Source organism: Psychrobacter sp. ANT_H3 (assembly GCF_027919975.1).
Lineage (GTDB): Bacteria > Pseudomonadota > Gammaproteobacteria > Pseudomonadales > Moraxellaceae > Psychrobacter > Psychrobacter maritimus.
Map to the genome: position 1 here is coordinate 18,750 of NZ_JAQISM010000012.1, position 20,788 is coordinate 39,537.

At 44.4% G+C, this 20,788-nt stretch carries 16 protein-coding genes; 8 read left to right on the top strand and 8 right to left on the bottom strand.

What is annotated here, in order from left to right:
- Positions 1–29: 29 nt before the first annotated feature.
- The 5 genes from apbC to PG901_RS07285 all read right to left on the bottom strand — a co-directional run bounded on the left by apbC (position 30) and on the right by PG901_RS07285 (position 5,321).
- Complete coding sequence (gene apbC, locus PG901_RS07265; RefSeq protein WP_271134042.1) at positions 30–1,250, bottom strand: iron-sulfur cluster carrier protein ApbC; 1,221 nt, start codon at positions 1,248–1,250, stop codon at positions 30–32.
- Between the two features lie 261 nt (positions 1,251–1,511).
- Entirely contained in the window at positions 1,512–2,861 is a 1,350-nt protein-coding gene (gene mgtE, locus PG901_RS07270) for a magnesium transporter (RefSeq protein ID WP_201564769.1), read from the bottom strand.
- A 172-nt stretch (positions 2,862–3,033) separates the two neighbouring features.
- Positions 3,034–3,834, bottom strand: a complete 801-nt coding sequence (locus tag PG901_RS07275; RefSeq protein WP_271134043.1) for a 3-hydroxybutyrate dehydrogenase — start codon at positions 3,832–3,834, stop codon at positions 3,034–3,036.
- A 65-nt stretch (positions 3,835–3,899) separates the two neighbouring features.
- Positions 3,900–4,529, bottom strand: coding sequence for a CoA transferase subunit B (locus tag PG901_RS07280; RefSeq protein ID WP_271134044.1), 630 nt, complete (start codon positions 4,527–4,529; stop codon positions 3,900–3,902).
- Positions 4,530–4,607: 78 nt separating this feature from the next.
- Positions 4,608–5,321 (bottom strand): CoA transferase subunit A, encoded by a 714-nt coding sequence (locus tag PG901_RS07285; protein WP_271134045.1) that lies wholly within the window; start codon positions 5,319–5,321, stop codon positions 4,608–4,610.
- A 353-nt stretch (positions 5,322–5,674) separates the two neighbouring features.
- Here PG901_RS07285 and PG901_RS07290 point away from each other — a divergent pair, with 353 nt between their 5' ends.
- Positions 5,675–7,090, top strand: a complete 1,416-nt coding sequence (locus tag PG901_RS07290; RefSeq protein ID WP_201564777.1) for a GntP family permease — start codon at positions 5,675–5,677, stop codon at positions 7,088–7,090.
- 388 nt (positions 7,091–7,478) lie between these two features.
- On the top strand, positions 7,479–9,602 hold the full coding sequence (gene metG / locus PG901_RS07295) for a methionine--tRNA ligase (protein WP_271134046.1): 2,124 nt from the start codon (positions 7,479–7,481) through the stop codon (positions 9,600–9,602).
- A 100-nt stretch (positions 9,603–9,702) separates the two neighbouring features.
- On the opposite strand, the gene PG901_RS07300 is transcribed toward metG, so the two are convergent.
- On the bottom strand, positions 9,703–10,080 hold the full coding sequence (locus PG901_RS07300) for a hypothetical protein (RefSeq protein ID WP_201625708.1): 378 nt from the start codon (positions 10,078–10,080) through the stop codon (positions 9,703–9,705).
- 507 nt (positions 10,081–10,587) lie between these two features.
- On the opposite strand from PG901_RS07300, the gene PG901_RS07305 reads away from it, so the two are divergent.
- The 4 genes from PG901_RS07305 (at position 10,588) to PG901_RS07320 (ending at position 14,894) form a co-directional block, all read left to right on the top strand.
- Positions 10,588–11,637: an ABC transporter substrate-binding protein gene (locus PG901_RS07305; protein WP_201629942.1), complete on the top strand. Its 1,050-nt coding sequence runs from the start codon at positions 10,588–10,590 to the stop codon at positions 11,635–11,637.
- Between the two features lie 122 nt (positions 11,638–11,759).
- The gene (locus tag PG901_RS07310; RefSeq protein WP_201625707.1) at positions 11,760–12,788 is read left to right on the top strand and encodes an ABC transporter substrate-binding protein; all 1,029 of its coding nucleotides are present in this window, start codon (positions 11,760–11,762) and stop codon (positions 12,786–12,788) included.
- Between the two features lie 380 nt (positions 12,789–13,168).
- On the top strand, positions 13,169–14,068 hold the full coding sequence (locus tag PG901_RS07315) for an ABC transporter permease (RefSeq protein WP_183620874.1): 900 nt from the start codon (positions 13,169–13,171) through the stop codon (positions 14,066–14,068).
- Positions 14,069–14,099: 31 nt separating this feature from the next.
- Positions 14,100–14,894 carry an ABC transporter ATP-binding protein gene (locus PG901_RS07320; RefSeq protein ID WP_183620875.1) on the top strand — a complete coding sequence of 265 codons (795 nt, stop codon included), beginning with the start codon at positions 14,100–14,102 and terminating at the stop codon, positions 14,892–14,894.
- 81 nt (positions 14,895–14,975) lie between these two features.
- On the opposite strand, the gene PG901_RS07325 is transcribed toward PG901_RS07320, so the two are convergent.
- Complete coding sequence (locus PG901_RS07325) at positions 14,976–15,650, bottom strand: response regulator transcription factor (RefSeq protein WP_271134047.1); 675 nt, start codon at positions 15,648–15,650, stop codon at positions 14,976–14,978.
- 89 nt (positions 15,651–15,739) lie between these two features.
- Positions 15,740–18,007 carry a sensor histidine kinase gene (locus PG901_RS07330; RefSeq protein ID WP_271134048.1) on the bottom strand — a complete coding sequence of 756 codons (2,268 nt, stop codon included), beginning with the start codon at positions 18,005–18,007 and terminating at the stop codon, positions 15,740–15,742.
- A 247-nt stretch (positions 18,008–18,254) separates the two neighbouring features.
- On the opposite strand from PG901_RS07330, the gene PG901_RS07335 reads away from it, so the two are divergent.
- Both PG901_RS07335 and PG901_RS07340 read left to right on the top strand, forming a co-directional pair.
- The gene (locus PG901_RS07335; RefSeq protein ID WP_271134049.1) at positions 18,255–19,631 is read left to right on the top strand and encodes a cytochrome c; all 1,377 of its coding nucleotides are present in this window, start codon (positions 18,255–18,257) and stop codon (positions 19,629–19,631) included.
- Positions 19,631–20,599, top strand: a complete 969-nt coding sequence (locus PG901_RS07340; RefSeq protein ID WP_265088601.1) for a c-type cytochrome — start codon at positions 19,631–19,633, stop codon at positions 20,597–20,599. Before PG901_RS07335 ends, PG901_RS07340 begins: the two co-directional genes overlap by 1 nt.
- Positions 20,600–20,788: the final 189 nt, after the last annotated feature.

Sequence of the window (20,788 nt, forward strand, 5' to 3'; positions counted from 1 at the left end):
TAGCACTATTAAGAGCCATTAGAAAACCATTAAAAAATACGCTTATCATCGACAGGCTTGGCAAACTTACTAATATTGGCTTCGATATTTTTGGCAATACTCAAATAATACGGCGCAAACTCATCATCGGCCAACACGCTCGGCTCCCCTTTATCCACTTGTGCACGAATACCGCTGGCTAATGGCAATTGTCCTAATAGCGGCACCTGATATTGCTCAGCGATAAACTCGCCACCACCCGTACCAAAGATAGCTTCGGTATGATTACAGTTGCTACAGGTATGTAGCGCCATGTTTTCAACCACGCCAAGCACTGGAATATTGGTCTTGTTAAACATCTCGATACCCTTTTGCGCATCGAGCAATGCAATATGCTGCGGCGTCGTGACAATCACCGCACCTGTGACGGGGATACGCTGTGCGAGCGTCAGCTGAATATCGCCCGTACCTGGTGGCATATCAATCACTAGGTAATCTAATTGTGGCCAGTTGGTTTGGTTATAGAGCTGCATCAGTGCACCGGTGGCTTTTGGTCCACGCCACGCGACAGGGGTATTATCACCGTCAAGCAAGCTACCAATCGATAGCATCGCCATACCATGGGCATCAACTGGCACGAACTGCTCGTTTTCGAGTTGCGGCTTTACATCGGCGACGCCCAGCATCGTTGGCATACTAGGGCCATAAATATCAGCATCGAGGACGCCAACACGGTTGCCCAGTTTTTGTAATGCCAAAGCGATATTAACGGTGGTGGTTGATTTACCAACGCCGCCTTTACCGGAAGCTACGACAATAATATGACGAATACGCGGATGCGCGGCCAATGATGCTTGCGTTGGCGCAGCTTTAGTGATCGGTGGTTCACTGTCGCTATTAGACTGTGCGCTAGGCTTGGATTGATTTGCCATAGCATCCGTGGTCTTTGGCATTTGCTTTGGTAAGGTTGAGCCTGCACCCTTAGCTGGTGCCGACAGACGCACATTCATATGAATGGTTTTGATGCCATGCGGGTGCAGCAGTTGCCCAAGCTCTTGCTGAATGGTTTCAGGGCTACTGTCCTCTGGCAGGCGTAAGTCTAAGGTAAGCTCTTCACCGTTGCGCTCCAGTCCCAGCACCATGGTGGCAATGCTAAGCGTACCTACTTCATAGCCGAGCAGCACCTTATCCACGGCACTGTCACGTTCTGCCCGCTGCTGCGCGGTTTCGGTTTTTGGGGTCGGTTTATTTTTTTTCATAAAGTTAAACATAGCTACCGTTACTGCCTATACAAGTGGGTGGGCATGGTAAAAAACTCAATTCATACTGTGATAAACAGGCTAAATCATACTGCCCATGAGCTTCCTAGCCAAACCTTTTATCGTGACAGTGTAGCTCAATTACAAGGATAAAAAAACCACAACGCCAATAGGATGATGCTTTGTAAAATTCATCTATTTTCAATGATTGTTATTAATCACTGGTGCCAATGATTGTTATTTCTTTATTACCTTTATTAGCTAATGAAGAAATTAAATGGCTAAGAATTTTGAAGCAATAAACAGATAAATCAGCACGCCTGACGCATCACATACCGAGGTAATCAAAGGCGCACTGGCAGTAGCAGGGTCAAAACCTAACTTATTAAGCACAAACGGTAAACTCATGCCAATCACACAGCCAATCATGACCACCGACATCATACTCAGCGCCAGCACTAGCGATACAACTGCATCCCCGCGCACATAACCGATAACTGATATAGCTACCGCCATCGTAGCACCTAGCATGAGCGCAACCAAGGCTTCACGACCGAGCAATGAAAACCAGTCACGCATGACCACATCGCCAGTGGCTAGCGCACGTACCATCAAGGTTGCGGACTGAGAACCGGCGTTACCACCACTATCAACCAGTAACGGTAAGAAAAACACCAATACCAAATTGGCGGCAATCACATCTTCAAAGTTTGAGATACTAAGCCCAGAGAGCAGGTTTCCAAAGACTAAAAACACTAGCCAAAACACACGCTTACGATATAAAACCCTGATACTGACGTCTTTTAATCTGCCGACCATGGTCGAGACACCACCCGACTTATGAAAGTCATCGGTGGCCTCATCGCTAGCAACGTCCATCGCATCATCGTGAGTGACGATACCGACTAACGCGCCGCTGGCATCAGTAATTGGCAAGGCAATCAAATCATAGCGCGCGACGGTTTTAGCAACGTCTTCTTGATCGTCGTTTACATCAGAAGATATGACCGAGCGCACCATAATGTCATTAATCAGTTGCTCAGGCGACGCTAAAATAAGTACTCTTAATGACACCACGCCTAGCAGTTTACGCGCATCATCAATCACATAAGCATGATAAATGGTTTCAGCATCAGGTGCTTCTAACCTAAGAGCATCCAGCGCTTCAGCAACCGTCATCTCGGCCGCTAACGTCGCATAGTCAGATGTCATCAACGCGCCAGCCGTGCGCTCTTCATAGGCAGACAGCCGGCGAATATCTTCACGTTTTGCCTGTGCAAGTGCGGGTAGCAACGCATCTCGCTGTTCCTGATTTAGATGCTTATATAAGTCGGTGCGCTCATCAGATGGCATCTCTCCGACTATCTTTGCTAGGCTTGCACGCGGAAACTCAAGAGCCATCGCAACCTGAATATCGACGTCTAAATAGGCAAATATCGTCGAGCGATTGGGCAAAACCTCAAGCAGTTGCCACGCAAGTTTGGGTTCAATCAGTGCCAGCACATCAGCAATATCAATCGGACGTAATGCTTGCACCTCATCAATTGCTTGCTCAAACTGCTGCTGCTCGATAGCACGGCTTAGTTTTGCAGCAAGGGTCACCGCTAGGTCTTCATTATTCATTATTTTTACTCCGTGCAGCGCGAAATTATGCAACAGGCGCTCATAAAAAAGAGCCAATATAATTGGCTCAAGTTAACATAAAATCAAATCCTAATGGATTGGGGTTTTATTAGCAAGCTAATGATTTTTAAACCAATCAAACAGCTCGCAAACCTATCCATTAACCACGCCGTTAATTCATAAACCAGCCATGACTGGCAACGATAGACTGACCAGTGAATACATTACTTGGGAATGCTGCTAAAAATAATGCCAATTGAGCAATATCATCAACGGTGGTAAATTCTTTGTCGACGGTATTAACCAGCATAATGTCATTCACTACCGATTCTTCACTGATGCCTTTTTCAGCCGCTTGTTGCGGAATTTGTTTTTCGACCAATGGTGTTTTGACAAACCCCGGGCAAATCACATGCGCGCGTACATTGTGCTCAGCGCCTTCTTTTGCCAACACACGGCACAGTCCAAGCAGTCCATGCTTCGCAGTCACATACGGTGCTTTAAATAATGACGCTTCATGCGAGTGCACCGAGCCCATATAAATGACCGTACCGCCTTTGTCAGCTTTATACATGTGCTGTACGGCCGCTTTGGTGGTTAAAAACGCCCCATCTAAATGAATAGCAAGCATTTTTTTCCAATCATCAAACGCCATTTTATGAATCGGGTCAATGATTTGAATACCAGCATTAGAGACAAGAATATCAATAGCGCCAAAGGTATCAACTAATTGCTGCACGCCAGCGTTTACCGCGTCTTCTGATGTGACATCCATTTCAATTGCCAGTGCCCGACCGCCAGTAGCTTCGATAACATCGACCGTTTGCTGTGCTGATTCAAGATTAATATCGGCAATACCAACTGCAGCGCCTGCCTTAGCATAAGTCTCAGCGATATCGCGTCCAATGCCACTTGCAGCACCTGTGACCAATGCTACCTTGCCGGTCAAATCTTGTTGTAATGTGGTCGCCATATTTTATAATCCATTATTAAATAGGTTTTTTGGATGTCTGTGCTAGACATATTTATGCAACAAGCTTATTGAGCAATAGTCACGGGCGTTTTTTCTTGTAGCTCATCGAAGCTAACACCTTCTGCCAACTCAACCAATTTTAGGCCATTGTCAGTGACGTCTAATACGGCAAGTTCGGTGATAATACGGTCGACCACGCCTTTACCCGTTAATGGCAGCTCGCAATTGGCAAGGATTTTTGGCTCGCCATGTTTATTAACTTGCTCCATCAGCACAATCACCCGTTGCACGCCTGCGACCAAGTCCATCGCGCCGCCCATGCCTTTAACCATTTTTTTGGGAATCATCCAGTTGGCCAAATCGCCTTTTTCTGACACTTCCATCGCGCCCAATATCGCCAGATTGACATGGCCACCACGAATCATCGCAAATGACTCTGAGCTACTAAAATAACTGGCGCCCGGCTCTGCGGTTACCGTTTGCTTGCCCGCATTAATCAAATCTGCATCCACGTTCTCTGCCGTTGGAAACTCGCCAATACCTAGCAAGCCGTTTTCAGACTGTAGCCAAACATCCACATCTTCAGGAATGTAGTTGGCGACTAGGGTTGGTAGTCCAATACCCAAGTTGACATAATAGCCGTCTTGTAGTTCTTTTGCGGCACGCTGTGCCATCTGCTCTCTTGTCCATGCCATGGTAACTTCCTTATTTTTTACACTGCTTTATTATTAATATAATCATTTAAAAATATTTTTATAAAATTACTGAATAACTTAAGCGCTTTCAACGGCTTTAGTGGTGGTTTTTTCAATACGCTTTTCAGGATTGCTGTTTAAGACGATACGCTGTACAAAGATACCTGGTAGATGTACTTCATCAGGATCGAAGGTGCCCGTTTCTACAATTTCTTCGACTTCGACGATGGTAATTTTGCCTGCCATGGCGCAATCTGGATTAAAGTTACGCGCCGTCTTACTAAAGATTAAATTACCCGCTTTATCTGCTTTTTGCGCTTTGATTAATGCCACATCCGCACGTAATGAATGCTCAAGCACATAAGTACGGCCATCAAAATCACGCGTCTCTTTGCCTTCAGCCACTTGTGTGCCGACGCCCGTCGCCGTATAAAACGCTGGAATACCAGCGCCACCTGAGCGTAGTTTTTCTGCCAAAGTTCCCTGCGGCGTTAATTCAACTTCTAATTCACCTGCCAAGTATTGACGCTCAAACTCTTTATTTTCACCGACATAGGATGAAATCATTTTTTTAATTTGACGGGTTTGTAATAGCAAACCTAAACCAAACCCATCGACGCCGGCATTATTACTGATACAGGTCAAATCTTTGACGCCGCTATCACGTAACGCTTCGATGAGCGCCTCAGGAATACCACACAGACCAAAACCGCCGATAGCAAGTGTTTGTCCATCACTTACCACACCTTTTAGCGCCTCTTCGGCACTACTATATACTTTTGAGCGACTCATGCTTATCTCCTTGCAAGTCGAGTTTTTGTTATTAACAGTCATCATCAATGATGATTTGCTTTCATTTATAAATCAATCATCTATAATTTTCATTTTATAGTAATACATTATCTATCGATATATTAGATACAGCTGTAATGCTAACTTACCATATTATTGTGTTAGCGAGAAGAGAATAACGGTAAGAACTTACGCGCCAGCGCCGTCATTTAAGACATCCTCATTCACTGTGGCAGCAGTCTAGATTTATGTTTAATAAAATATTGAATACTGCATATTTTGATTAATTTTATTGACCCATGTCAATACGCCCTGCATACTCGATGCTTGAACTTTGCCAAGGAGGGCGGATCATGATGAGTACATTTGCTATTGTCATCACTTTATTACTATTGATGTTTTTTGCTTATCGCGGCTATTCTGTGCTGATTTTAGCACCGATTATGGCGATATTAGCCGTATTACTTTCAGGTGATTTTTTAAGCAGTATCCCCGCCTATACCGATGTCTTTATGGGGGCGTTAAGTGGATTCTTACTGAAGTTCTTCCCTATTTTCTTATTGGGTGCGCTATTTGGGCGTTTGATGGCAGACTCTGGCGCGGCGACAGCGATTGCCAATACTGTGGTCGAAAAGCTCGGTGCCAGTAAAGCCATTTTAGCGGTCATCTTAGTTTGCGCCATCTTAACCTATGGCGGCGTGTCGTTATTTGTGGTGGCCTTTGCCATCTATCCAATCGCCAAAGACTTGTTTAAAGCCGCTGATATTCCTAAGCGCTTGATTCCGGCAGCGATTGCGTTAGGTTCGTTTACCTTTACCATGACAGCATTGCCCGGCACGCCCGCCATTCAGAATGCCATTCCGATTCCTTATTATAATACCAACGTCTTTGCCGCGCCTATCTTAGGTCTCATCGGCGGTAGCATCATGTTTATTTGTGGTTGGTTATGGTTACAATCTCGTGCTAGAAAAGCCAATGCAGTAGGTGAAGGCTACGGTCAGCATGATGAAGAGGATGTCGGTGGCGTTGGTGCGGCAAAACAAGCATCTGAGACCCTAAGTACGCATCACACCTCGTTTACCGTTGCTATGATTCCGCTGGTGCTGGTCATCGCCCTAAACGCTTTATTAACTTATGCTATTTTCCCGTCGCTCGACTTTAGCGCCTTACAAACTCAATTTCCCGACTTAAATATCGCAGGCTCGCTCGGCTTGTGGTCCATCATTATCTCATTGGTGGTTGCTTGTACCGTACTCATTGTGCTGCGTATTGGTCATTGGAACAACCTACAAAAAACTATTAACCGTGGTACTTATGATTCGATGTTGCCGATTTTTAACACCGCCTCAGAAGTGGGTTACGGTGCGGTTATCGCCTCGCTAGCAGGCTTCCTTATCATTCGTGATAGCATCTTAAACCTAAATCCTGACAATCCTTTGATTTCAGAAGCAGTGGCGATGACCACGCTGGCTGGTATTACGGGCTCATCGTCTGGTGGTTTGAGTATTGCCCTATCGACGTTGGGTGAGGACTATTTAAGAATGGCGGTGGCCGCTGGTATTGACCCAGAGCTGATGCACCGTGTTGCTGTGATGGCAGCAGGTGGTTTAGATACGCTACCTCATAGTGGTGCGGTCATCACCTTACTGGCGATTTGTGGCTTGACCCATAAGCAATCCTATCTAAACGTTGCCATGGTGACGATGGTGATTCCACTTATTGCGGTGGTCGCCGTTATCATTTTAGGGACGATGTTTGGCTCATTTTAAAAGAAAGTCGGACGTTGAAAATAGACTTTAACTTGCAAAGAAACATCTCTTTTATAAACCCACTTGGCAAATTGCTTAGTGGGTTTTTTATCGCCACTTTATGACGATCCTCTTTAAAAAAAATAGCTTATTGACACTTAATAAATGCATAGAAATCTATCGGCATAATATAGCCAATGACTATGTTGGTTAATGGATTAATTACTGAGGAATGTCACAAAATTGGCTGAATTACGGTATCATAGGCACACTTTTTTAATTTTTCTCTTTTTTGTAAGTTTTTAGACGTTTTTAGCATTGATGATTTAATATTAATCATATCGCGCCTGCTCGTCATAAAGCGCTTGAGACGTTTGATAACCAACCCGTTTATATAAAAATATAGGTGATGAAAGTGCGTGAGATTCTAGTAACCAGTGCGCTGCCCTACGCCAATGGCTATATCCATTTGGGGCATCTTGTAGAGTATATTCAAACCGACATTTGGGTACGTGCGATGAAAGCACAGGGCCATCAAGTCACCTATGTCTGCGCCGATGATGCTCATGGCACCGCCATTATGCTCAAAGCTGAAGCCAATGGCGTAACGCCAGAAGAGCAAATCGCCTCGGTAAAAGCCTCACATGAAGCAGATTTTGCCAAATTTTTGATTAATTTTGATAATTATCATTCAACGCATTCAGAAGAGAATCGAGAGTTCTCTGAGCTGATTTATCGTCGCCTTAATAGCGCCGGACATATCAGCACAAAGGATGTGAAGCAGCTTTTTGATCCTGAAAAACAGCTGTTTTTAGCCGATCGTTTTGTCAAAGGAGAGTGCCCTGAATGCGGCGCGCTTGACCAATATGGCGATAATTGTGAAGTGTGCGGTACCACCTATGATGCGACCGACCTTATCAATCCGCACTCAACGTTATCCAATGCGACGCCAGTACTTAAAACTTCTAAGCATTATTTCTTTGACTTACCAGAGTTTGAGCAGTTCTTAAAAGATTGGACGCGCAGCGAAAATCGCTTGCAAACGTCGGTTGCCAATAAACTGCAAGAGTGGTTTGACGCTGGCTTGACCAGCTGGGATATCTCGCGTGATGCGCCCTACTTTGGTTTTCAAATTCCAGATACGCCAAGCGATGAGCCAGATAAGTACTTTTATGTCTGGCTCGATGCGCCAGTCGGTTACATGGCAAGCTTTAAAAATCTATGTGACAAGCGCGAAGGTACCGAGCAAGCGCTTGATTTCGACCGTTATTGGATGCAAGAAAACGAGCACAAAACCGAGGTTTATCATTTCATTGGTAAAGATATCGTCTATTTCCATGCGCTATTTTGGCCAGCGATGCTTGCCGGTAGTGAGTTCCGTACGCCGACTGGTGTCTTTGCCCACGGTTTCTTGATGGTCAATGGCGAAAAAATGAGTAAGTCACGCGGCACCTTTATCAAAGCCGAAACTTACGCGGAGCATTTGCATCCTGAATACTTGCGTTATTATTTTGCTAGTAAGCTGTCTGACAAAGTTGAGGACATCAATCTTGATTTAGAAGACTTTATGCAAAAGGTCAACTCTGACTTGGTGGGTAAAGTGGTTAATATCGCCAGTCGCAGTGCCGGTTTTATCGTGAAGAAATACGACGGTATGCTGTCGGACGTTTGCGTAGAATCAGAACTATTAGAAGATATCACCAAAACCGGTGATGAAATTGCCGCCGCTTACGAGAATCGTGAGTTCTCGCGTGCGATGCGCTTAATCATGCAGTGTGCCGATAAGGCCAATGAATATATTGATGAGAAAAAACCTTGGTCGCTTGCCAAGCAAGAAGGCACTGAGCAAGAAGTGCAAGACGTCTGCTCGGTGGCGATTAATATCTTCCGCCAATTGATGGTTTATTTGGCGCCAGTATTACCTGAGCTGACTGCCAATGCTAAGGAGTTCTTAAATATTGATGATTTAAGCTTTGCTAGCCGTAATGAGTGGTTACTTGGTCATAAAATCAATAAATTTAAACCTTTAATGCAGCGTATCGAAGAAAAAGACGTTGCGGCAATGGTTGAAGACTCAAAGGCCTCATTGGCGCAAGCAGAAGCCCCTACTACTAGCAGCGATAATAATTCAGATAATAAAACAGCGGCAGTAAACACTCAGCCAGCAAAAAAGGCTGATACTGATACAAATGCTGAACAAGCTGACTATATCGGTATTGAAGACTTTGCCAAAGTTGAGATGAAAGTGGCGCACGTCTTAGCCTGTAATTATGTCGAAGGCGCGGATAAGCTTTTACAATTCACCCTAGACGTTGGCGAAGACAAACCGCGTAATGTCTTTAGCGGTATCCGTAAGTTTTATGAGCCTGAGCAATTACTGGATAAAAAGGTGATTTGCGTCACCAATCTTGCGCCGCGTAAGATGAAATTTGGCATCTCAGAAGGGATGGTGCTATCAACGGGCAATCCAAAAACACAGTTAACGGTGGTTACTTTACCGGACAACTGCGTGATTGGCGATGTACTTGCTTAAAAACATTAAATCAAGTAATAATTAAAGAACAAAAAAAAACGGTCGCCATAGACCGTTTTTTTGTTCTTATGTGAAAAAAAATAGAAAGTAAGCTTGCTGTTTATCTAGTTAAAATATCAATAATCTGCAACGTATCATTAATGACCGTCACAATTTTATTTTCTGGCGTGCGAATACGAACGTAGCGGTCATCATAACGGTCTAAAATTACCGAACGATCATAAATATTCCTATCAATCTTGCCGACTACTCTGTAACCGTATTGATCAAGATCACGTTTGAATGAGGCATTAGGGCTAGCATTGCGATAAGCGTTGATATTAGGTTGGGCGTTGCTATGATGGTTATAACCTTTATTGATATAAACAGCTTTGCCCTTGGCATTTCCATTTCCATCTTTTGCCGTAGCAGGTAAGCAAATCAATGAGGTAGCAGTAATGCCAGCGATGGTTAATAGTTTAAGATTAGAAGTGTTCATAATGTTACCCTTAAAATATTCGTTTGAAAAATATTAAGTAGATATTAGAGTGGGTTGTACATTCACCAAGTCAGCATAATAGTAATGTGAATTTTATAGTAATGTGAATTTTGGACTCACTATAATTCTCGTATAAAAACTAGCTTATGTTAATTATGAAGGGCGTTCGTAATAGATGCGTTACTAGCTTGTAAGCTTTTTGATTGTAATTTTACCAAATAAAAAGATGCTTTCGTGGCATCTTTTTTATTGCCCAAAATTCATTGGTAACTATGTATAAAGAACCTGATAAGAAAATTATTTATCTAACAAAAATTGATTTAAACACCCCTTTATAAAGCTAATGACAAACGCGTTTTATTTTCTTATTGCCATAAGTTACATTACTGTCATAATATGGACGTAATGATCAATGGATTGATTACCTTAATGTTAGCCCGTTATCTCAGCATGCACATAACATTGACTCGGGTAACCTGCACCTTTTAACCTATGAGCCAAAATAAAATGACCTTTGCCACTACTTTACGCCTTAGCCTGTGCGGCGCTGCTATTAGCGCGGCGCTTGGATTAACCGCCTGCTCTAATAATGCTACTGACCCTGCGGCCACTGCTGATGACAGCGCAACTAACGATAAGCCTGCCAAAACCTTAGCCATCACCCAGATTGTCGAGCATCCTTCTTTAGATGAGATGCGCCGTGGCATTATTGATGAGCTGGCTGAAAATGGTTATGTAGAAGGTCAAAACCTAAAAGTTAACTTTCAAAGCGCGCAAGGTAATACCGCAACTGCAGGGCAAATTGCCAAACAGTTCGCTGGTGACAATCCAGATGCTATCGTCGCCATCTCAACACCTTCTGCCCAATCAATCGTGGCATCGACCAAAACCGTTCCCGTTATTTATACCGCCATCTCAGACCCTGTAGCAGCGAAGCTTATTGACGAAAATGATGTACCTATCCAAACCAACGTGACCGGTCTGTCGAGCGAATTACCTATCGAGCCACAGTTAGACAATATTCAAAAAATTGTCCCCAATGTAAAAACCATCGGTTATGTTTATAGCCCAGGTGAAGCCAACTCTGTGGTGGTCCTTAAGCAACTTGAAAAAGCGGCACCAGCACGTGGGCTTAAGATATTGGGCGTAACTGCTAATCGCCCTACTGACGTTGCGATGGCGACTCGTAGTCTTGCAGGAAAGGTAGAGGTCATTTATACCTCATTGGATAACAACGTGGTCTCGGCTTTTGAAGCCATGGCCAGTGCGGCTAATGAGCTTGATATCCCAGTTATTGCCTCAGATGAATTTAGCGTCAGACGCGGTGCGACTGCGGCGCTTGGGGTTAATGACTATGATTTTGGTCGTACCACGGGCAAAATGGTTTATCGGGTATTAAATGGTGAAGCTACCAAAGATATCGCACCGCAAGTGATGAACACCTTGACGCTATATGTCAGCCCAAAACACGCCGCTGAACAAGGTACCAGCCTATCAGCAGACTTACTTAAAAACGCCATCAATGTCGATAAAGAAGCACAAAAGACCAGTAAGTAATCGCTGGCAAAACAGCAGTGAGCATTGAATAGAAAGACCGTGATTAACAAGCAGTCAGCGCTACCTTTTATTTATCATTTATATAATGTACGGACACATTATTATTTTCAGGAGTCAGACCCATGTTGTATCAAAATCGTTTTGCTAAAGCTTTATTATGGGGCGGTGTTTGCACCGCTATCTTGACCGGCTGTAACCAACCAGCACAAGATGCCAACACCACTGACGGCGCTGCAACAGGTGGCGATGCCAAAGCTGCCATGAAAACGGTCGCTATTACCGCCATCGTTGAACATCCAGCACTCGATGATGTGCGTAAAGGCGTTATCGATGAGCTAAATGACGCCGGCTTTAAAGAAGGTGAGAATTTAACCATCAACTTCCAAAGCGCCCAAGGTAATACCGCTACCGCCGGTCAGATTGCTAAGCAATTCGTCGCTGATGCACCAGACGTCATCGTTGCCATTGCAACACCATCAGCTCAGTCTGTGGCTGCCTCTACCAGCACCATTCCCATGGTATTCTCAGCAGTGACTGACCCTGTAGCAGCCAAACTGGTGCCCAAGCTTGATGGTTCTGGCACCAACGTTACCGGTGCTTCGGATGCCCTGCCTTATGCACCGCAAATCGATTTGATGCGTCAAATTATCCCAAGCTTAAAAAACGTCGGCTATGTTTATAGCCCAGGCGAAGTTAACTCAACCATCGTTTTAAAGGCATTGAAAGATAACCTAACGCCACTAGGTATCAACGTACACGAAGCGCCCGCTCAGCGTAGTAACGATATTGCGATGGCTGCCCGTAGCCTTGAGGGTAAAGTTGATATGATTTATACCTCAACCGATAATAACGTCGTTTCAGCTTATGAATCACTGTACCAAATCGCTAAAGAAAGCAAGATTCCACTAATTGCCTCTGATACCAGCTCTGTTGAGCGCGGTGCCGTTGCGGCTTTAGGGGTAAACTATTACGATTTGGGCCGCGAAACTGGTAAAATCGTGACGCGTATTTTAAACGGTGAAAAAGCGGGTGCTATTCCTGTTTATACCCCGCAATCGCTTGATTTATATGTCAGTCCAAAAAATGCGAAAGCCGAAGGCATTACTTTGCCACAAGCGGTTATCGATAAAGCAAAAGTAGTGGTAGAATAACTGCGACTTCTGGTATCGCACCGATAGACGGTAATTTTTATCAATTATCGTCTATGGGCGATACCGCTATTTATTTAGCGCAGACAAAACCCAGCTATCAGTCAGTAGGCTGGGCTTGTTTTTTAAAGGCTTTAAATGAGCAAGATTTATGATTATGCGTAATTATGATTATGCGTAATAATGACAAGTCTTGTTTTACCCTAGCTGCAGATAACCCAATCTGTTAAATTCACCGCTTCGTCGTTTAGCTAAAACTCATGTATAGATTTATATATAGATTCATTTATAAATAAAATAGCGCTGCTATATAGCGCTCACTTATCCTATGAATCACTAGAATGTTATTTGCTAAACGCTTGGTTATGACTTACTGATCTCTTATGTCTTTAATTGCTTTTTTTGGTGCGCTTGAAAGTGGTCTGATTTATGGCCTAGTGGCGCTTGGCGTCCTAATCTCATTTCGTACCCTCGACTTTCCGGATTTGACCGCTGACGGTAGCTTTCCGTTAGGTGGCGCCGTCGCTGGTATTTCTATCATTGCCGGCATCAATCCTTGGCTTGCTTGTGCCTTTGGTATGCTAGCAGGGTCAGTTGCCGGTATTGTCACCGCATGGCTACACGTCAAACTGGGCATTTTGCAGCTGCTTGCCAGTATCCTTGTGATGGTTGCCTTATATTCTGTCAATCTACGGATTATGGGTGCGCCAAACTTGCCGCTATTGGGTGAAACCACGGTCTTTAGTACCTTGGTCCATGACGGCAATGGTTACTGGATGCGCTGCTTAATTATTGGTGTTGTCGTGCTACTGGCCATGTTATTTTTAAACTGGTTTTATAGTACCGAGACGGGCTTATCGATGCGTGCGACCGGCTCAAACTTACGTATGGCACAGGCGCAAGGTATCAACACCTCGTGGATGACCATCATTGGTATGGCGATTTCCAACGGTTTGATTGCTCTAGCGGGTGCGCTATTTGTGCAGACGCAAGGTGGCGCAGATATCTCGATCGGTATCGGTACGATTGTCATTGGTCTGGCAGCGGTCATCATCGGTGAGACTATTATTCCAGCCAAGCGGATTTGGCTGATTACCTTTGCTGTGGTTGTCGGTGCGGTATTGTACAAGCTGTTTATTCAGGTTGCCCTATCGAGCGATACGCTACGTAGTATCGGTTTTGGTCCGCAGGATTTAAACTTGATTACAGCGCTGCTCGTGGTATTGGCCTTGGTATTGCCCAAAGCTAAAAATAAATTTTTAAGTCGTAAAGTTCGGGCTTAATGTCAATGTGCAACCATAAGGAATAATTATTATGATGCAAGCTACAGATTTGCGGTTGACCTTTAATCCTGGAACGCCCATTGAAAACCCTGCCCTACGCGGTATCAATCTGAATATCGCTGATGGTGAATTTGTCACTGTTATCGGTACCAATGGCGCGGGTAAATCGACCTTTTTAAATGCGGTCAGTGGCACCACGCGCGTCGATAGCGGTTCAATCTTGTTAAATGGCATCGATGTTACCAAAAAAACCGCGCACCAACGTGCTCATTGGGTCGCTCGTGTATTCCAAGACCCGATGGCGGGAACTTGTGAGGCGCTAACCATTGAAGAAAACATGGCGCTTGCCTATAAGCGCGGCGGCAAACGTGGTTTAAGCTTTGCGCTCAACCAAAATAACCGTGACTTATTTCGCGAGAAACTGTCAGTATTAAAATTGGGTTTAGAGAATCGCTTAACTGACCGTATGGGCCTGTTATCCGGTGGTCAACGTCAAGCCGTTAGCTTGCTGATGGCATCATTGCAGCCATCTAAGATTCTACTGCTTGATGAGCATACGGCGGCCCTTGACCCTAAGACTGCGGCTTTCGTTTTAGAGTTGACCGATAAAATCGTCACGGACAATCAGCTTACCACGATGATGGTCACTCACTCGATGCAGCAAGCCTTAGCCCATGGCACGCGTACCGTGATGCTACATCAAGGACAAGTAGTGCTCGATGTCGCAGGCGATATTCGTAAAGGCATGAATGTGCATGACTTACTCGATATGTTTGAGCAGACTCGCGGTGAAAAAGTCGAAGATGACAGCTTGATATTAAGCTAAATCATTTAGCTTAATATTTTGAATTTAAAAAAATAAAACGCCTGTTTAATAGCAGGCGTTTTTTTATGACTGTTTTAGTTATTAAGAATCAAGCATGACCAATTTCTGAATCAACTCACTGACATGCTGCGCTTGCATTTTTTTCATCACCTGTGAGCGATGTACCTCTACCGTACGGACAGATATATCTAAATGATCGGCGATATTTTTATTCAGATTGCCTTGCAGTAACTCATTGGCTACCTGCTTTTCTTTATCGGTCAGCTGCGCATAGAGTTTTTTAATATTATAAAGCTGAGCACGTTTGATTGTTAAGGCTTGTGCACGCGCAAGCGCTTCTTGTAAACGGTGACTATTAATCGGTTTTTCGAGATAATCAGCGGCTCCTTGTTTGAGCATGTTGACTGCATCAGCAATCTCACCCTTGCCAGTTAACGCAATAAACCCTATCGGACTGTCATGTTTATTAAGATACGCTTGTAGTGCCTGACCGCTCATTTCTGGCATCATTAGATCACTGACCACCACTGCTGGGCGATAGATATCGACTTGCTGCAAAAATGTCAAAGCGCTAGCCCACACTTTGGTTGGTAATCCTAAACTACTAATCAGAAAATCACAGGATGTACGCACGCTTTCTTCATCGTCGATGATATGAATCAGCAGAGGTTCGCTAATAATAGCAGCTGAACCATTACCAGCTGTTTGAGAATCTAAGTGTTTTAAGTGCTTATTGAGATAATGCTGAGCATTCATACGCGACCTTATGATTAAGTTAATTTACAAAGTTTATAGGCGCTTGGTTTTTCATAACTCTCTTATGCTCACTTTCTCTTTTGATTGCTTTATTTCTGAGCCTCATCAGCCAAATGCAGCGGCAGATAAAAAGACACTTGCGCACCAATCTTATTTGCTGGCGTGTAAGTATTTTCAGTGTTCATCAAGCGCACTTTACCATTTAAATTACGCTTAAAGCGTTGCTGATAACCGTCTAACGCTTGTATGCAATTAAGCTCCTGCTGCACTTCGATATTGCTAAGTCGCATCATACCGCCAAGTGATTTGCACAAGCGCTGACATATCATCAAACCCAAACCTAAACCATTGGCTTTGGTTGATTTGGTGGCGTAATGATTAGGTAGACGCTGCTGTGATTTATTATCAACTAGCTGCTTATTACCAGTTAACGGTTCATGGTCAAGCAACTGCGCCTCATCAAAACCGCCTGCATCATCGGTTATATGCAATACTATATAAGATTTTCCATTATAATCTTCTGCCTGACAACGTAACATTATCTGCGTCGCCCCTTGCTGCTCGGCGTTTACCATACTATTCATCAATAACTGGTCAAGAACTAGGCTTGGCAACTGCAACGATGGATAGTCGCTCGTTAGCCAAAAACTCATGGCTGAAGCCTTCTCACCCAATAGCAATATACACTGCTCATAGGTAGTGGCGATATCCACCCTCACTTCATCCGGCTGTGAGCGCCCTGCCCAGCGCCGAATATTACTGATAACAGCCGCGACCCGCTCGGTTTCATTGACAATTTGCTGCAATGCACTTTCTGTCGCTTGTTTATCTGCCACTTGTTTGTCTGTTGCTTGTTTGTTAGTCAGGGAATTTTCTACCGCATGCAGACTATTTAAAGAGTTTTTATCCAGACTCGTACTTTCTTGACCGCCTTGACTAATCTGATTGCTTTGACTGCGAATCAGTAATCCTTGGGCATAATTTTGAATGGTCGCCAGCGGCTGATTGATTTCATGGGCGATGGATCCACTCATCTCACCGATGACAGCGAAGCGTTCTGATTGACGTAGCTGCTGGTCATAATCACGAATCAATCGATTTTGCAGGGTTATTTTTTGCCGCCGTCGCCACGCCAACCAACTCATCCACGCATAATTTACTGTTGATATCAAAATAATTAAAACAATAACTGCCATCCACAATCGATGCGCCTTTACCCATTCAACCATATGCGCGCCCAGCTGCTTTTGGGCGGGATGACGGTTCATATCATAGAGGATACGCTCAGCATTACTACTCGATTCGGGTGGTAGCCAGCCCTGATTTATTCCTAACAACGCTTGCTCTGATTGACTTGTACCAAATAGATTTTGATTAATCTGTCGCACCAAAGCATTTGGCGCTTGCTCGGTCGCCGCCAATGTCCAATTTGGATATATCGGCGTTGAAGATTGACAGCTAGAAGCGGTCGCAACAGGGTGAATAAGTCGGTATTGTTTCTCACTAACTTTCCCTTGCCGTGCCATCTCTTCCATCAAGCAAAGCGGCGCTATCGCCGCATCTACGCTGCCATTCGCTAGTGCATTTAACGTGCGCTCAATAGGATAACCGACGAACTGGGTCTGATAACGGTTGGATGGCACACCATTTTGTTGTAATAAATGCGCGACCAATAGATAACCACCAAAAGCCTCGGCATCGACGGCAGCAATTTTACGCTGCTGCAAATCTTGCAGCTGATAAATGCCGCTGTCCGCCTTTGCCCAAAGTGCACTGGCGACCTCTTCCATGGCGCTAGGTTCTTTTAACGGACTACCCTGACTGAGCTTATTAAATTCATTGGCTAGATTAACCGTTGCGGAAAACTGCTTATCAGCGGTTTTACTGAAACCCTTTTCATTAAAACCTTTTTCATTAAAGTTTTTACCATTGATATCAGCAGGCGCAGTCAATTTAGTTGGCGCCGTATCCGCTTGCAAGGTCGCAAGCCAGCGCCAATGGGTAGTATTCATTTTAATCAGCTGTACTTGTGGACCAAGCACTAAGGCAAATTGCTGCGCCTCAATTTCCTGCTGCCAATTCTCTAACGCCAGCGGCACCAAGACCACTGTGTCCTCTTGCAACTGCTCATTAAGCTGATTGAGCCAAGGTTGCCAGCGTTCTTGCGCAACTGTTTCACCTTGCGGCGCCAGCACGCCTAAATAATACGTCTGGGCGTTTGCCATCGACATAACCAAGCAAGCATTTAATGCCATCAGAGCCATAAAGGGTATTAACGCTTGTAACGCTTTCCACGCCCTCAAGGTTATGGTTCTAAGCGCAATTTTCGATAAAAAATAAATGGTATTTATAGGCATTATTTGCGACTTAAGACGTCCAAGTTTGTAAAATTTATTAAAACCATATAATTAATGTGGTTTTCCACAATATCAGCATATTACGCCATATTCTATACTACATAGCAAGATTGTATCTTTTAATTGGCTGAGCTTAATGATTGCTATCGAATATAAAAATCAGGCATTACCAATAAGCCTTACAACATAGATAGCGACAGTAAGCGCAGTAATATTTTTATAGACTATTTTTATGGAGGGCAGGCTTATGAAAAAGTGGCCATTAATCATTATTATGGCAGCCATTGTCGGGCTGATTTTAGCGTTTATCATTGGGCAAATACTGCCTAATATGCGCACGAGTAGCAGTGACATAGAGGTCAATATCACCGACCCTGCACTTATTAAACAAGGGGAATACGTCGCGCGTACCGCTGACTGTGTTGCTTGTCATACCACGTTAGATGGCGAGACTTATGCCGGTGGCCTGCCTATGCTGACACCACTAGGTGCCATTTATTCAACCAACATTACCCCTGATAAAGAAACCGGTATTGGTCAGTATACTTTTACTGACTTTAAAAATGCCGTCAAGCATGGCGTGCGTCGTGATAATAAAGCCCTTTACCCTGCGATGCCCTATCCTTCTTATCAGCTTATGCCAGATGAAGATTTGGCCGCGATGTACGCCTTTTTTATGTCAGACGTCAAACCCGTCAAGCAAGCCAATCTAAAAAGCGAGCTACCACCGGTGACCAATTGGCGCTGGCCCTTAGCATACTGGCAAGCAATGTTTGACCCAAAACGTGACTTTGTCGCCGAAAGTGATGATGCAGTGTTGGCTCGTGGACAATACTTAGTTGAAGGTCCTGGGCACTGCGGCTCTTGTCATACTGGCCGCGGTATCGGTTTCCAAGAAATCGCCTTAAATAATGCCGACTCAGAAGAATATTTGAGCGGTGCGGTTATCGATGGCTGGCGCGCCAAAAGTATTCGCGGTGAACATCGCGGTTTGGGTACGTGGACGGTCGCAGAACTGAATGACTTCTTTAAAACCGGTCGCACTGATACCACGGCTGCTTTTGGCGCCATGGCCGAAGTGGTCGAGCACAGCACGCAATATATGACAGACTATGATATCAACGCCATGTCATCTTATCTAAAGACTTTAACGCCCGCGCCAAATAAAGAAACAACCTTGCCGGTGAAAAAAGACATTACCACGCAAAAACTGCTTGATGGCAACTATGATTCGCGCGGTTCAATCTTGTACGCCGAGTATTGCCAAGTTTGTCACCGTGCCGATGGTAAAGGCGTGGCGCGTATCTTCCCAGCCCTTGATGGCAATAGTGCGGTATATGCGAAAAATGCCGACTCGGTACTACAAATCACCTTGAGCGGTGGTCGCATGCCAGAAACTCCGCACGACCGCATGGCCTTTACCATGCCTGAATTCACTAACTTAAGTGATGCGGATGTGGCAGAAGTGGTCAACTATGTACGTAATAGCTGGACCAACCAAGCGCCTGAAATCGGTGTCGATGATGTGGTAAAAATGCGCGCTTTCCTCGCCAAAAAACCAAAAACCAGTACCGATATCGCCCCAGACTTAAGTATTGATGCGCAAACAAAAGGAGCAAAATAATGAAAAACTCTCCACACAATCTGCCTGCTATTGTTAGCGTTATCTCTCAGAAAATGAAAATGAGCAAACTAACCACCGCTGTTCTGACTGCCTCAGTGGTTAGTATCGCCGCTATCAGTAGCGGTTGCTCACAGCCAGAGCCTATCGAGCAAAATGCCCCTAAATATGGCTTAGTTACTGCTGATGATGCCAACGAAGATGTTGGTACTTATGTGCTGCCGCAAGATACCTCTATCTTGGATGAGCCAAACGCTGATGAAATCTTTTATGGCAAACGCTTATTAAACGAAACCAAGCGTTTATTGCCCGAGCACGTCGGCGCGCAAATGAACTGTAATAGTTGCCATATCTCGCAAGGTAAAATCCCGCTTGGCGACCCCTACATCAACAGTTATAATTTCTACCCGCGCGTAATGCCTCGTGCTGGTAAAGAAGTTGATTTAACCAAGCGCATTAATGGCTGTTTTCAGCGGTCGATGAATGGCAAACCTTTAAAACCTGAATCACCTGAAATGTTGGCAATGTTGGCCTATATGAAATGGCTGTCCCAAAATACGCCGAAAGAACAAAAGGTCGATATCCAAAACGCTGGTAAAGTGGATGAATCTTTGGTTGGCAATCCTGTACGCGGTGAAAAAATCTACCAAGTACAATGCGCCACCTGTCATGGTGATAACGGCGAAGGCATGAAAGACAGTCGCGGCGATATTGTCTTCCCGCCATTATGGGGCGATGAATCCTTTAACATTGGCGCTGGGTTGGCGCGTACTTATAAAGCTGCGGCTTTTGTTAAGTACAATATGCCAATGGGCATTCAGACCAAAGGCTTATGGGGTCATGGTAACGTGCTGAGTGACCAAGATGCTATCGATGTCGCTGAATTTTTCACCCATCAACCGCGTCCCGACTTTGCTGGTAAAGTAAATGACTGGCCAAATGGCAACAAACCTAAAGATGCCCGTTATTAAATGCGCTAGCCTGACAACATATCAGTCATGCTGATTTATAAAATAGAAAAACCTCAAACGCATTCATTGCTTTGAGGTTTTTTGTTATCTATAAGTAATGAAAGTCAATATTTCTTATCAGCCATTATATAGTAGCACTTAATGTAGTAGCACTTAACATAATCACTTTTATTATAGTAGCCCTTACTA

Excerpts from the sequence above, each read along its gene's own strand:
- PG901_RS07315 (WP_183620874.1), top strand. The coding sequence starts at position 13,169 with ATGTCTTTAATTGCTTTTTTTGGTGCGCTTGAAAGTGGTCTGATTTAT.
- PG901_RS07280 (WP_271134044.1), bottom strand. The coding sequence starts at position 4,529 with ATGGCATGGACAAGAGAGCAGATGGCACAGCGTGCCGCAAAAGAACTA.
- PG901_RS07300 (WP_201625708.1), bottom strand. The coding sequence starts at position 10,080 with ATGAACACTTCTAATCTTAAACTATTAACCATCGCTGGCATTACTGCT.
- PG901_RS07320 (WP_183620875.1), top strand. The coding sequence starts at position 14,100 with ATGATGCAAGCTACAGATTTGCGGTTGACCTTTAATCCTGGAACGCCC.
- PG901_RS07275 (WP_271134043.1), bottom strand. The coding sequence starts at position 3,834 with ATGGCGACCACATTACAACAAGATTTGACCGGCAAGGTAGCATTGGTC.
- metG (WP_271134046.1), top strand. The coding sequence starts at position 7,479 with ATGAAAGTGCGTGAGATTCTAGTAACCAGTGCGCTGCCCTACGCCAAT.
- PG901_RS07290 (WP_201564777.1), top strand. The coding sequence starts at position 5,675 with ATGATGAGTACATTTGCTATTGTCATCACTTTATTACTATTGATGTTT.
- PG901_RS07305 (WP_201629942.1), top strand. The coding sequence starts at position 10,588 with ATGACCTTTGCCACTACTTTACGCCTTAGCCTGTGCGGCGCTGCTATT.
- PG901_RS07330 (WP_271134048.1), bottom strand. The coding sequence starts at position 18,007 with ATGCCTATAAATACCATTTATTTTTTATCGAAAATTGCGCTTAGAACC.
- mgtE (WP_201564769.1), bottom strand. The coding sequence starts at position 2,861 with ATGAATAATGAAGACCTAGCGGTGACCCTTGCTGCAAAACTAAGCCGT.
- PG901_RS07340 (WP_265088601.1), top strand. The coding sequence starts at position 19,631 with ATGAAAAACTCTCCACACAATCTGCCTGCTATTGTTAGCGTTATCTCT.
- PG901_RS07335 (WP_271134049.1), top strand. The coding sequence starts at position 18,255 with ATGAAAAAGTGGCCATTAATCATTATTATGGCAGCCATTGTCGGGCTG.
- apbC (WP_271134042.1), bottom strand. The coding sequence starts at position 1,250 with ATGTTTAACTTTATGAAAAAAAATAAACCGACCCCAAAAACCGAAACC.
- PG901_RS07285 (WP_271134045.1), bottom strand. The coding sequence starts at position 5,321 with ATGAGTCGCTCAAAAGTATATAGTAGTGCCGAAGAGGCGCTAAAAGGT.
- PG901_RS07325 (WP_271134047.1), bottom strand. The coding sequence starts at position 15,650 with ATGAATGCTCAGCATTATCTCAATAAGCACTTAAAACACTTAGATTCT.
- PG901_RS07310 (WP_201625707.1), top strand. The coding sequence starts at position 11,760 with ATGTTGTATCAAAATCGTTTTGCTAAAGCTTTATTATGGGGCGGTGTT.